The organism is Neoaquamicrobium sediminum, from assembly GCF_040970315.1.
Taxonomy (GTDB): domain Bacteria; phylum Pseudomonadota; class Alphaproteobacteria; order Rhizobiales; family Rhizobiaceae; genus Aerobium; species Aerobium sediminum.
Genome location: NZ_JAZHFV010000005.1, coordinates 319,019 through 331,407, shown reverse-complemented (window position 1 = coordinate 331,407; position 12,389 = coordinate 319,019). Strand labels below are relative to the sequence as shown.

Below are 12,389 nucleotides of genomic sequence, written 5' to 3'. Positions count from 1 at the left end.
TGCGCCACGCAGAAAAGGGAAAAAGTGGACGACTTTTACGCCGCCCGCAGCCGGACAATCCCGCCGCTACCGTGGTCTAGTTTTCCACCGCCGTTCTCAAACGGCATGACGGAACGTGGTTCATTTCTGGCTCATGGACGGTCACCGATGGGCGATGCGCTGGGCAGCCGGATCGCCACTTCAAAACCATCGACACGGCCGGTGGCCGGCGATCTGAATTCAATTGTTCCATCCATTGTTTTGACAAATGAAATCGCAATGGCGAGCCCAAGACCGGACCCAGCCGCGCCGGTGCGACCGCGCCTGAAGCGCTTTACGAGGTCGGTCAATTGCTCCGCCGGAATAACCTGACCGCCATTTGCGACAGTTATGACGCCGGCTTCCGATAGAGCGACTGTTACCGGCGTTTCCTCGGCCCCATGGAACAGTGCATTTTCAATGAGATTGCGCAAGACAATTCCAAAAGCATCTACATCGATCCGCCGCATCATGGACAAGCCCTTCGGCGCGTCGAATTGAAGACGCCCCACATAAGCCCGCATGCGCTGAAACTCCTCGACGACCAGCTTGATGATCGGCACGAGATCCGCCTCCACATCGGACATGCCGATCCCGGAATCAGCGCGCGCCATCTGCAGCAGTTTTTCCGTCAGTCGGCTGAGATTGGCGAGCGAAGCCTCAACCTCTCTAGCCCGTGTCTTGACGGGTCCTTCAGACAGTTCGCGAACAAGCCGCTGTGTCTGCGCAAGCGCACCGGCGATCGGCGTGCGCAGTTCGTGGGCGCTGTTGGCGGCAAATTCACGCTCGCTTTCAAGCGCCGCGCGCAGTCGGTCGAGCAGGCGATCGACCGAGCTTTCCATGTCCCGAAGTTCGGCCGGAAGGCCGGCAAGCGCGATCGGTGCGAGATTGCCTCCATCTCGCGTACTGATCTCCTCCCGAAACCGATCGAGTGGCGCGAGCGTACGGCGTACTATCCACCAGATCGCCAGCACACTCAAAGGGACGAGAGGCACCAGTGGCAGGAATAGCGCCCCTGCAGTCTCGGCCATGGCTTCGCGGCGATGGAAGAGCGGATCGGCAACTTGAAGAAAGAGCGAGCCGCTGATAGCTTCGGTTGTCAGAACGCGATGATTGGGAGTGGTAAAATAGCCCGCTTGCAGCGGCACATCGAATGGCTCGGCTGGCGCGTCGTGGGAATGAACGAGCACGCGGCCGCTTTGATCACGAAGCTGATAGGTTAGGTAGCTTTCGCTGCCCGCACTGCTTGCCAATGTTTGGCGTGGCCCGCCGTCTGATGTCTGGGACATCAGATCCTCGACCAGAAGCGGCATCAATCGATCCGATGTTTGCTGCAGAGCGCTGTCGAAAACTTCGTCAAACTCGCCGCGCATGACAAGCGCACCGGCGGCGACGGCAGCGATCCAGAACAACATTGTCGCGACTGTCAGCCCGACAATGAGGCGGCGGGTCATGCTGGAAGGCTTTGCTCTCATGTTGCCAGCCTGTATCCGAGCCCACGCAATGTCGCGATTGCTTCCGGCCCGAGCTTCTTGCGCAGCCGGCTGACATAGACCTCAACCGCATTGCTCTCGATCTCGGCGCCGAACTCGTAAAGGGCGTCTTCGATCGTGGATTTCGAAACGATCGCCCCGGGGCGGCTTGTCAGGGCATCGAGCACGGCCCATTCCCTTGCCGTCAGTTCGACGGTGGCTCCGTTCAGCTTTGCGATCCGCTCGGCGGCAAGGAGCTCGACCGGGCCAATTTTCACTGCAAGGTCGGGACCGATAGCCCCTGCACGCCGTCCGACGGCATGGATGCGCGCCGACAGTTCGCCGAGATCGAAAGGCTTGACGAGATAGTCGTCGGCGCCGGCATTGAGACCGGCGATACGGTCGGTAATCTGGTCGCGTGCGGTTAAGATGATGACTGGAGTTCGATCGGCGCGCGCCCGCATATCACGAAGATGGCCGACGCCTTGGCCGTCAGGCAACTGCAGGTCGAGAAGCACCAGACCGTAGCTGGCGACTTTGGCGAAAGCTCGTGCCTGTTCCAGCGTCTCGGCCCAATCGACGGCATGGCCGTCCGCGGCAATATGATCGCGAACCGCGCCGCCTATCCTTCGATCATCTTCCACCAGCAATATTCGCATGTACGTCCTGTTCGGAGGCGAAATGATCCCAGGCGACGATCCTGACAGCGCGCTGATTATCAAGCTGCTTTCAGCTTGGTGTCAGGTTGATCCGCCAACAAGGCGAAGTCATCCACTGTTTTTGGAGATCGCATGAAAACCGCCGCAGCCGCCACATTGGTCGCCGGCATGACCTTGCCAGCATTCGCGGACGCCGCGTGCGACGTCCCCGTCGCTGAATCGCTACCGCGCGAAGCGAGACCTACCTCGATGAAAATGAACCTGAGCTGGCTCCATACTTGCCTGCTGCTGGCCCCTCTCGTCGGTGCCGTCTGCCTGATGGCGATCGCGTCCGGCTCGGTCGTGGCGCACGCACCCAGAGCGTTGTCCAGCCACGCATCAGCGGGCCAGCATCGTTTTGCCGCTGAACACATCGGCCGGCAGCGTCACCTTTGACGATCTCGAACAGCGCCGGCACATGACCATGACGCATTCACCACCGCTTGACCGAGGCTTTGCAGAGCGGCTTCTGCCGCTCCGGTCGCTGTTGCTCACCTATCCAACCATACTGGCCGCTTGCGCGCTGGCGATCTTCGTCGCGACCCGGCTTGGGCTCTCGATTTATAGCAGTCGCGAAATCGGCCTGTCGGACATGCCTTTCGTGCTTGTCCGTGGTCTCTGGTTCGATCTCGTTACACTGGGGGCTCTGCTGTCGCCGTTCCTTCTAGTGAACGCCGTTCTCCCGGATCGGCTTCGTCGCAGTCGGATATTTGCCTGGCTCAGCAGGGTAACTGTATGGCTCGTGGTCGCTCTTCTGCTATTTTCGGCGGTTGGAGAGTTCCTGTTCTGGGAAGAGTTCTCGGTCAGGTACAATTTTATCGCGGTCGACTACCTCGTCTATACGCAGGAAGTCATTGCCAACATTTTCGAGTCCTATCCCGTGACGCCCCTGCTTATTTCGATAGCCGGGACGGCGGCTGTGATCGTTTGGTGCCTTCGTCACTGGTTCCGCGCCGCCGAGACGATGCCCTACAGCGCGCGTACACGTCTCACGCTGCTAGCGCTCGCTGTTGTCGGGCCGATGCTGTCGCTTGTAGCCGGTATCGACCAGATGCGGGGATCGGGCAACGCCTATGCGGACGAACTCTCCGGCAACGGCTTGTTCAGCCTCGTGTCAGCATTCTTCCTGAATGAGCTGGACTACGACCGGTTCTACGCGACGCTACCGGACGAACAGGCTACCGAGATTCTTGCTGGCCTCGGCATGCCGCGCGCCACCCCAAAACCGGCCGATTCTGATGGCCAGCACGAGGCCGAATTTCCCGCATATCTGACACGCAGGCCTAAGAATGTGGTCTTGATCACGGTAGAGAGCCTTTCGGCCGAATTTCTCGGCAGTTACGGCAATGCGAAGGGACTGACCCCCAACCTCGACCGCATCGCCTCACAGGGGCTGGTGTTCGACCGCCTCTTTGCTACCGGCACGCGCACGGTGCGCGGTCTCGAAGCAACATCGCTCGGGACACCACCGGTGCCAGGTCAGGCGATCGTGCGGCGACCCAAGAGCGACCACCTGACGACGCTCGGCGAAATCCTCCATCATGCGGGGTTCGCGACAACATTCGTCTACGGCGGCAACGCCTACTTCGACAACATGGCGGCCTATTTTGGTGGCAACGACTACACGGTTCTGGACCGCGGCGATTTTCCGGTCGAAACGGTCGCTTTCGAGAACGCGTGGGGAGCGGCCGACGAAAGCCTGTTCGACAATGCGGCGAAACGGCTCGACGATCACACAGCGGATGGCACGCCATTCTTCATGCATATCATGACGTCGTCGAACCATCGCCCGTACACCTATCCCGACGGACGCATCGATATTGCCTCGCCGGGAGGGCGCGATGGAGCGGTCAAATACACCGACTACGCGATCGGCCACTTTCTTGAGACGGCATCGACTAGGCCGTGGTTCGCCGACACGCTTTTTATGATCACGGCCGACCACTGCGCATCGGTGGCGGGCAAGACCGAGCTCCCCATCGGCAGCTACCTGATCCCGATGATCTTCTACGCACCGGGTATCGTAAAACCGGGACGCATCACGGCGATAACGAGCCAGATCGACATCCCGCCGACACTCCTTCGCGTACTTGATGCGCCGGGAGAGGAGATGTTTTTCGGTCGCGCCATCACCGGCGGGACGCCGATCGACGAACGAGCCTTCGTCAGCAATTATCAGTCACTTGGTTATCTGAAGAACGGCCTGTTGACCGTGCTGCGCCCGAAGGGCCTGGTGGAAAGCTTCGCAATTGATCCCGCCACTTTGGCTTCACGGCCGGCGCCCATCGATAAGCGTCTGCGCGACGAAGCCATCGCCTACTACCAGACGGCGTCACGCAGTTTCAAAACGGGAGCCTTGCGTGCGGCGTGGCCAGAAGGAGACGTCCGCGCCAAAACGGAGATCGAGCAGTGAACGAGGTAGCACCAGCCGGACTCGGCGGCCGAAAGTCCGTGGCGATGGTTTCAAGCCACCCCTACCAGACGACCCGCAATCCGCTCCATTTTCGGCGGCACCGGCTTCTTCGAACTCATAGACAAGGCCAGAAATCTGGCACGATCCCGGTACTATTTCGTGCGTTCTCAACGGATATCTCAAACGTCGCCCTGTAAGATCGAGGATTCCAATTATGCAAAGACATCAACGTGGCTATTCCGGTTTGCAGATATCGCTGCACTGGATCTTGGCAGCGCTCGTGCTGTTCCAGTTAATCTTCGGCGAGAGCATGACAGCGGTCGTCGACGCCGCGGAGGACGGTCTGCAAGCGAGCAGGGCCGACCTCGCACTCGGCTCGGCGCATTACTGGATCGGAATCGCAATCCTCGTGTTAGTCGGCTTACGCATCATACTTCGATTGACGAGCGGCGTGCCCCGGCCAGCCGACAGTGGGCCGGCATGGATGAGCGCGGCTGCTCGTGCTTCGCATATTCTGTTCTATATTCTTCTGGCGGCGACACCGATTCTGGGACTTCTGGCGTACTATGTTGGCGACCCCTTCGGCGAAATCCACTCGCTCGCCAAGCCTGTGTTCACCTTGCTCATCGTGCTCCACGCAGCGGCTGCCCTGCTCCATCACTTCTGGCTTAAGGACGATACGTTGAAGCGGATTTTCATACCCGGTGTCTAGCGGCGGACGATAAACCGCCTACGCCAGATCTCTTCGAATGCGGCGGGACACCGAACCTGCACATTCAGGGATCTCGTTATCTGCGTTGATCGCCCCGGCATGCGATTGAGTGGATCGGCCCGCCGACACATCCCCCTCGGTTTGCGCCACAGTTTTGGCATCATCTCATCTCTCCCAATCAGCTTGTCCGCGCGCCGCAATGATCCAGGGCGGATGATCCGGTTGCTATCGTACTCGGCCTATTTGCGATCCGGTTCGACAAAAAACTCCAGGCCGACCAGCCGCTCGAGGAGAATGACCAGCAGCAGCGTCATCACGACGAGCACCGTCGAAATCGCGGCAACCACCGGCGTCCCGCTCTCCTGGATAAAGGAGTAGGTCTCGACAGGCAGGGTTGTTATGAACGGGCCGACGAGAAACATGGTCACCGTCACCTCATCGAAGGACAGGATGAAGCTGAACAGCAGCGCGGTGATGATCCCCGGGCGCACCAGCGGCAGGGTCACGTGCCGGAACGTATACCAGTTCCGTGCTCCCATGCTCATGGACGCCTCTTCCATTTCCCTGTCCAGCTTGCGCAGGCTCACGGAAATGGGCCGGTAGGCATACGGCAAGGTGATGATGCAGTGGACGAGAAGCAGCCCGGCAAAAGTGCCGTAGCCGCCGATCATCATCAAGAGCGACAGCATGGCGACGCCCAGTGCTGCGTGCGGAAAAAGAAGCGGCGTCATCACCGCGACTTCGAAGTAGCGCGTGAAGGCAGTCTGACGACGCGAGACGGCCAGCACAGCGAGGAAGGCCACCGTGGTACTCAATAAGGCGCCGGCGATCGCCAACCCCAGGCTCACCACCAGAGCGCGCAGCCAGCGTGCATCCGTCAGGAACTCCTGGTACCAGCGTAGCGACAGTTCACCTGGCGGGAATTGGATGTAGCCGTCATGGCTGAAGGACGCCGCAGCGACGATAATAATCGGCGCGGGCATGAACAGCAGGACCGCCCAGATGCCGATCGTATCCCATCTCTGCTTCAGCATCGCCTAGCTCCCCTTCTGATCCATGAAGCGCGACAGCTTGCGTTCGAGTGCCTGCAACGGGAGCACAACGGCCAGTCCGGCGAGCAGGAGAAGGAAGGCAAGCATGGAGGCTTTCGGGAAATTGAAGGTCTGGATGACCTCCTGATACATTTGTGTTCCCATCATCCTGTCGCGTACGCCGCCAAGCAGAATCGGCGTCACGATGGCACCGGTCGACATGAGATAGACGAGCATCGTTCCCGTGATGATCCCCGGAACGGTCAAAGGCAGGGTGACACGAAAGAAAGTCTGGTAGCTGCGCGCGCCCAGACTGGCGCTCGCTTCCTCCAGACGGCGGTCGAGATGCAGCATGACCGACAGGATGGAGATGATCATGAACGGGATCAGAATGTGGACCAGTCCGATGACGACACCCGTGGTGTTGAACATCATCCGTACCGGCCGTTCGATAAGCCCGGCCCAGGCAAGAAACTCGTTGATCAGGCCTTTGGGACCGAGGATGACCATCCAGCCGTAAGTGCGAACAACAATCGATACCAACCACGGCAGGATGATGAGTATCATCAGGTGGCTGCGGTTGCCCTTGTAGCGCCACATCGCGTAGGCGATCGGATATCCAATCACGACGCACAGCGCGGCTACCAGCAGCGACACGCGAATTGTCCTGAACAGGATGTCCCGGTAGTCGGCACGGGAAAAGAAGTCGGTATAGAGCGCCAGGCTCAGCCGGCCCTCATCGACGAAAGACGAGGCGATGAGCTGCACCACGCTCACGCCAAACAGGCCAAGCAACAAAACAGCGGGCGCTAGCAGCAACAACCTGCCCCACGCCTCGCGTCCGGGGCCGCGCATCTTCTGCCTGAACGCCAAATCCGTTGAAGACATCCGCCCTCCTCCCGAGCCGACCGGCCCAATCCATTTCAAAGACGCAGGAAACGCTTTGCGTTCTCGTACAGCCATTTGCGCTTTACCGTTTCGTCCAGCGGCAGGGCGTTGATTTCGTCCACGCACCATTCGACCGGCATAAGCGGAAACGAGGAGCCGAAAATGATGCGGTCCTGCAGTATGGATTTGCCGTAGGCCAAGAGCCCCTCATAGCCCGAACCCGGCGTGTTGAGATATTTGGGTCGTACCGCAACCAGGCCGATATGGACGTTGGCATGGCGCCAGGCGACACCGATCAGCTCATGGACCCACGGGAAGCCGGGCGGCCCGGCGCAGACGCGAAGCTCGGGAAAATGCACCATGACCTCGTCCAGCAGCGCCGGCCGGCCATACTCCATGAGTGTGGAGGTGGCGAAGTTGATCGACGTGTGGAGATTGACCGGAATGTCGAGCTCGATGCACTTGGCATAGAGCGGATACATACGCGGATCGTTGATCGCCAGCTTGTGCTCGAAACACTGTAGATTAAGGCCCTTGAGCCCGAGATCGCGCACGGCATGCTCAAGCTCCCGGACCGCGGCTATCCCCTTGTGCGGATCGACACCCGCAAAGCCGATGAAACGCTCTCCCTGCTTGCGGCAGAAGGCAGCGACGTCCTCGTTGGAAATCTTCCAGCCGAAGGTCGATTCGAGATCGCGCGCTTTGACCACGACATGCTGCGCGCCCGCGGCGTCATAGGCCGACAGATAATCTTCGAGCGTCGCCGGACGGGACTGTGCCGCCTTCTCACTGGCGCCATACACCGTTCTGTACCGTTGCAGATGACCTGTCGCGGTTTGCGTGAATTCGGGAACCGGCGGCCGGCTTGCGTAGTCGATGATCATTGCGGGTTTCCTTCAACGGCAAGAGCCGGCCAGCGGTCCGCCCAGGGCGAAAGCGCCTCGATCGCAGCAGCGATCGACAAAAGAAGCGGTTCGGAATGCCACGGTCCGACGATCTGCAGTCCGACGGGCAGGCCCGCGCCGGAAAAACCGCATGGCACCGAGATGGCGGGGTTGCCGGACGGATTGAACGGGATTGTGTAGCAATACCAGGTTTCACGAAGTGGACCGAGCGTATTGCCGTCGAGCACCAGCGGCTCGTTGGAGCGTTGCTCGATGTCGAGCGAAGGTACGGAGACCGTCGGCGTGACAAGGACATCGGCATCCGCGAAAAGCGATTGCATGCTGCGGTAGTGCCGCGTGCGATCGGCGATGGCATGGGCGACTTCCTCACCGCTGAATGCGCGCCCCTGCTCCAGCCCTTCGACAAGGGCCGGATCCATGCTGTCGCGCCATCGATCAAGCAGATGGCCGAACCGGGCGGCCTGATAGGCGCGCATCAGCTTCAAGGCGGCAGCAAGGTTCCAGTCCCCGATGGGATCGTCGCCCCTAACCTCGGCACCTTCGCCCGCAAGGCGCGCCACCATACTGGCGCACAGCCGTTCGACCTCCGGGTCGAGATAGCTGTTTTGCGTCCTTGGAAGATAGCGGATGCGAAGTCCCTTCAGGACATTGATCGGATCGGACGGCAGATTTACGGGCCCGGCATTGCCCGCCAGAGACCAGGGGTCACGCGGGTCGGGCCCGTGCATGACGGAGTACAACAGGGCCGTCTCCGACACCGAGCGCGCCATCGCGCCAATGCAGGTCAGCGAGCCGAAGAGATCGGAATTGGTCTCGTGCGGCACCGCGCCGATAGTTGGCTTCAATCCGACGATGCCACAGCAAGATGCCGGGATGCGGCCAGAGCCTGCACCGTCCGTTGAGACAGCAAGCGGCGAAAAGCCCATAGCCGCGCTGACAGCCGCGCCGCCGCTGGAACCGCCGGGGCTCTTCGACACATCCCAGGGATTGCGCGTGTAGCCGTAGGCGGGGCTGTCCGTCAAAACCTTGTGCCCGAGCTCCGGCGTCGTCGTCTTGCCAATAATGATGGCTCCCGCCGCCCGCAGTCGCGCCACCGCTTCCGCATCCTCGGCGGGAACATTGTCGGCAAATGCGTGCGAGCCGAAGGCCGTGACCATGCCTCTCGTCGCCACGAGGTCCTTTACCGATACGGGAACCCCGTGCAGCGATCCCACTGCGGCTCCCGACGCGAGCGCATTGTCCGCCGCATCGGCAGCCTTCAACGCCCCTTCTGCATCCAGCAGTGCGAACGCATTGACCTGGCCATCCAGTGCCTGGATGCGCGTCAAGAAGGCCTCGACGACATCACGGGAGGACACTTCCCGGGCGCGAATTCGCGATGCAAGTTCACCCGCCGGAAGGCGCCATATGCTGGTCATTGCGGTCTCTCCTTCAGCGCCACACCTTGTCGACGCGATCGAACGAACCCGTTCGAAGATCTTCCCTGGCCTTGATGAGTTCTCCCTTGGCAATTTTCTCCGATGGCGTTCGGGGAAGACTCTCGACGATCTCGTAATAACGCGGCACCTTGAACGCGGCGAGGTTGGCGGCACAATGCGCGATCGCGGCCTCCACAACCGCGTCGGCCTTGTCCTGGGGAACGGCCGGGACGATGTAGGCTTTCACCTCCTGACCGCGAAGATCGTCCGGAACGCCCACCACGGCGGCATCGAGAACGCCCGGCCCGTCGCGCAAAACCGCCTCGACCTCTCTCGCGGCAACGTTTTCGCCCGCACGCCGCACCATGTCCTTCTTGCGGCCGACGATGTAGAAAAAGCCCTTTTCATCCTGCCGGAAAAGATCGCCGGTGCGGAACCACTCGCCGAAGAAGCTCTCCTTGTTGGCCTCGGGCTTCTTGTAATAGCCCTGCATGATGCCGAGGCCCCGGACCACCAGTTCGCCCTCTTCCCCTCGCGCGACGTCGATACCCTCATCATCGACGATCCGGCACTCGCGAAACGGCGCGGGAAGGCCACATGAGCCAGAGCCGACCATCTCCGTGTGTTCAAGCGGCATATAAAGCGTCGGTCCGACTTCGGTCATGCCGAAGGCCTCCATAGCAGGCAGATTGAACCGGCGACGGAGATCGGCATGAATCTGCTTTCGCACCCCATAGATGTTGGCGCGACGCACGACCAGTTCGCCGTCCTGCGGTGATGGCGGCTGCTTGTAGGCGATCTCGGGAAACAGGCAAAAATGGATCCTGTGCTCGCGAAGCCAGCCCGCGAAGCGGCTGGAGCTTTGCCTGTTCGCCACGAACAGCGTCGCGCGCTGGTGAAAGGCCAGCAGCATCAGCCATTGAGGATCGAGATAGAAGAAGGGGGTTGACGCGAACACGCGCTCATAGCGGCGGCCGTCACGCAAACCGTTGACGAAACTTGCCATCACCCAATAGCGGTGCGTGAGCATGCAGCCCTTGGGAAAGCCGGTGGTGCCGGATGTGTACTGGATATTCATCAGGTCGTCCGGATCGACCTCGTAGTCGAGCGAGACGGCGATAGACTGGCCAGCCCCCAAATCGCTCCAGGAGCGATATGTTTCGGCCGCGCCGACGACGGCAATCCTGTCGGCCGTGACCTTGATCTCGCCAAATGAGGAAAGGTGCCCGGCCAGAGCAGCGTGGTCGGCGTGAACGATCAGGAATTCGGCTTCGGAGTCCGTGACCACGTAATGAAGCTCGCGCGCCGTATAGCGCGTGTTGACCGGCGCCATCACCGCCCCGATCCGGGCAAGCGCCAGCCATATGATCGGCATCTCAGGGATATTGGGAAGCATGACGGCTACATGCGTTCCGCGCGTCACACCCCAGCTCAGCAAGGTATTGACCGCCTGCCCGACCTTTTCGACCAGTTCGGAATAGGTCAGCGTTTCTCCCAACTCGAAGAAATTCAGCGCGTCACGCCCGCCCGCCTCCGCCGCCGCCTGATCGAGAAGAGCGCCGATGTTTCTTGGGAGCTGCGCCCCCTCAAGCGCGTCCCGCCGACCTTGCGGGTTCATTCGGGAAAGCGCGTCGATAAATGTTTCAACAGGCAAAGGGGCATCAATAACAGGGGACATCGTCGCGCTGTTCCTCAATCTGGGTAGGGTTCTGGTCTTGATAGACGGCCGCGCCACGTCGCCATGGCGCGGCAAGCCGTTATTCGACAGCGCCGATGAGCTGTTCGAGCATGTTGATGCGATCGCGTTCCTGTTCGGCGATGTACTGCCAGTCGGGCTGATAAACGCGTTCCATCAGCTCCTTGAACGTCATGCCCATCTGTTCTTCAGCCTCTGGAGGGAGGACCGCGTTGGAGTTGAGCGGAAGGTAGCCACCCAGGATCGAGCCGCGAAGCTGGGGTTCGGCCCTAGACACGAAGTCCAGAAACTTCTTCGTGTCCTCCAGCCGCTTCGCCCCTTTCGGAACGACCAGCATGTACGGGATCATCAAAACGCCTTCCTTCGGCGCGACCATGGTGACGTTTTCAGCGCCTTGCTGGCGCAGGTGCCAGACCCGGCCGGAATAATATGGCCCGGCGGCTATTTCGCCGCGCGTCAGAAGATTGTTCATATGCGCGATCGAGCTGTAGGTCGTCAGCGTGTTGGCGGCCACCTTCTTCAGCAGTTCGAGGCCCGGCTCCGGGTTGCGCTCGTCGCCACCCATCGCCTTGGCCATGATCGGCAGATCATAGGATGACAGATAGATCGGGCGCGTGATCGCCAGAAGATCACGCCATTTCTCGTCGCCGAGATTGCTCCACGAACTGAACTCTTCCGGCTTGGCGAGGTCGGTGTTGACCGCGATTCCGTAATACATGAAATACGGGCTGACGCCTGCCAGCTTCCCGTCTTCGCTGCGCATCAGATAGTCGGGATTGGTTTCTGCGGCAGTGGGAATATCGGCGGGATCGAACAACTCGATCATGCCGTCCTTCAGCAGGTTGGCACCCTGCGGATAGGTCACCATGACCGCATGATATTGCGGGTCGCCTGCCTGTGTGCGCAATTGTGCTTCCGGCGTGGGCACCGGCACGATACGCACGTCGAGACCCGTTTCCTCCTTGAAGGGTTTTGCGAAGGCTTCCTCCCACACGGCTTCAACACCGCCACCCCATGTTGCGATGAGCAACTCTTCCGACGCAGCGGGGCCGATACCTGTAGCCAGCGCGAGAAACGAAACCCCGGCAATGCATTTTGCTTTCAGTAATTTCGGCATATCTTCCTCTCCCATTGTTAA

Annotated in this window: 11 protein-coding genes; 3 read left to right on the top strand and 8 right to left on the bottom strand. The window is 60.5% G+C overall.

The window, feature by feature from the left end; translation table 11 throughout:
- Positions 1 to 131: 131 nt before the first annotated feature.
- Positions 132 to 1,472, bottom strand: a complete 1,341-nt coding sequence (locus V1479_RS16790; RefSeq protein ID WP_368803939.1) for a sensor histidine kinase — start codon at positions 1,470 to 1,472, stop codon at positions 132 to 134.
- 17 nt (positions 1,473 to 1,489) lie between these two features.
- Complete coding sequence (locus V1479_RS16785) at positions 1,490 to 2,149, bottom strand: response regulator transcription factor (RefSeq protein WP_368803938.1); 660 nt, start codon at positions 2,147 to 2,149, stop codon at positions 1,490 to 1,492.
- A gap of 132 nt (positions 2,150 to 2,281) precedes the next feature.
- On the opposite strand from V1479_RS16785, the gene V1479_RS16780 reads away from it, so the two are divergent.
- The 3 genes from V1479_RS16780 to V1479_RS16770 all read left to right on the top strand — a co-directional run bounded on the left by V1479_RS16780 (position 2,282) and on the right by V1479_RS16770 (position 5,313).
- A complete protein-coding gene (locus V1479_RS16780; RefSeq protein ID WP_368803937.1) occupies positions 2,282 to 2,584 on the top strand; it encodes a hypothetical protein in 303 nt (100 codons plus the stop codon).
- The gene (locus V1479_RS16775) at positions 2,547 to 4,601 is read left to right on the top strand and encodes an LTA synthase family protein (RefSeq protein ID WP_368803936.1); all 2,055 of its coding nucleotides are present in this window, start codon (positions 2,547 to 2,549) and stop codon (positions 4,599 to 4,601) included. Before V1479_RS16780 ends, V1479_RS16775 begins: the two co-directional genes overlap by 38 nt.
- Before the next feature lie 214 nt (positions 4,602 to 4,815).
- Positions 4,816 to 5,313, top strand: a complete 498-nt coding sequence (locus V1479_RS16770) for a cytochrome b (RefSeq protein ID WP_368803935.1) — start codon at positions 4,816 to 4,818, stop codon at positions 5,311 to 5,313.
- A 239-nt stretch (positions 5,314 to 5,552) separates the two neighbouring features.
- Here the strand turns inward: V1479_RS16770 and V1479_RS16765 are convergent, their stop codons facing one another.
- The 6 genes from V1479_RS16765 to V1479_RS16740 all read right to left on the bottom strand — a co-directional run bounded on the left by V1479_RS16765 (position 5,553) and on the right by V1479_RS16740 (position 12,368).
- A complete protein-coding gene (locus V1479_RS16765; protein WP_368803934.1) occupies positions 5,553 to 6,347 on the bottom strand; it encodes an ABC transporter permease in 795 nt (264 codons plus the stop codon).
- A 3-nt stretch (positions 6,348 to 6,350) separates the two neighbouring features.
- The gene (locus V1479_RS16760) at positions 6,351 to 7,232 is read right to left on the bottom strand and encodes an ABC transporter permease (RefSeq protein ID WP_368803933.1); all 882 of its coding nucleotides are present in this window, start codon (positions 7,230 to 7,232) and stop codon (positions 6,351 to 6,353) included.
- A gap of 35 nt (positions 7,233 to 7,267) precedes the next feature.
- On the bottom strand, positions 7,268 to 8,116 hold the full coding sequence (locus V1479_RS16755) for an amidohydrolase family protein (RefSeq protein ID WP_368803932.1): 849 nt from the start codon (positions 8,114 to 8,116) through the stop codon (positions 7,268 to 7,270).
- Positions 8,113 to 9,555 carry an amidase gene (locus V1479_RS16750; RefSeq protein WP_368803931.1) on the bottom strand — a complete coding sequence of 481 codons (1,443 nt, stop codon included), beginning with the start codon at positions 9,553 to 9,555 and terminating at the stop codon, positions 8,113 to 8,115. Before V1479_RS16750 ends, V1479_RS16755 begins: the two co-directional genes overlap by 4 nt.
- Before the next feature lie 13 nt (positions 9,556 to 9,568).
- Complete coding sequence (locus V1479_RS16745) at positions 9,569 to 11,173, bottom strand: class I adenylate-forming enzyme family protein (protein ID WP_368803930.1); 1,605 nt, start codon at positions 11,171 to 11,173, stop codon at positions 9,569 to 9,571.
- A gap of 139 nt (positions 11,174 to 11,312) precedes the next feature.
- Positions 11,313 to 12,368, bottom strand: a complete 1,056-nt coding sequence (locus tag V1479_RS16740) for an extracellular solute-binding protein (protein ID WP_368803929.1) — start codon at positions 12,366 to 12,368, stop codon at positions 11,313 to 11,315.
- Positions 12,369 to 12,389: the final 21 nt, after the last annotated feature.

Excerpts from the sequence above, each read along its gene's own strand:
- V1479_RS16790 (WP_368803939.1), bottom strand. The coding sequence starts at position 1,472 with ATGACCCGCCGCCTCATTGTCGGGCTGACAGTCGCGACAATGTTGTTC.
- V1479_RS16785 (WP_368803938.1), bottom strand. The coding sequence starts at position 2,149 with ATGCGAATATTGCTGGTGGAAGATGATCGAAGGATAGGCGGCGCGGTT.
- V1479_RS16780 (WP_368803937.1), top strand. The coding sequence starts at position 2,282 with ATGAAAACCGCCGCAGCCGCCACATTGGTCGCCGGCATGACCTTGCCA.
- V1479_RS16770 (WP_368803935.1), top strand. The coding sequence starts at position 4,816 with ATGCAAAGACATCAACGTGGCTATTCCGGTTTGCAGATATCGCTGCAC.
- V1479_RS16765 (WP_368803934.1), bottom strand. The coding sequence starts at position 6,347 with ATGCTGAAGCAGAGATGGGATACGATCGGCATCTGGGCGGTCCTGCTG.
- V1479_RS16760 (WP_368803933.1), bottom strand. The coding sequence starts at position 7,232 with ATGTCTTCAACGGATTTGGCGTTCAGGCAGAAGATGCGCGGCCCCGGA.
- V1479_RS16755 (WP_368803932.1), bottom strand. The coding sequence starts at position 8,116 with ATGATCATCGACTACGCAAGCCGGCCGCCGGTTCCCGAATTCACGCAA.
- V1479_RS16750 (WP_368803931.1), bottom strand. The coding sequence starts at position 9,555 with ATGACCAGCATATGGCGCCTTCCGGCGGGTGAACTTGCATCGCGAATT.
- V1479_RS16745 (WP_368803930.1), bottom strand. The coding sequence starts at position 11,173 with ATGAACCCGCAAGGTCGGCGGGACGCGCTTGAGGGGGCGCAGCTCCCA.
- V1479_RS16740 (WP_368803929.1), bottom strand. The coding sequence starts at position 12,368 with ATGCCGAAATTACTGAAAGCAAAATGCATTGCCGGGGTTTCGTTTCTC.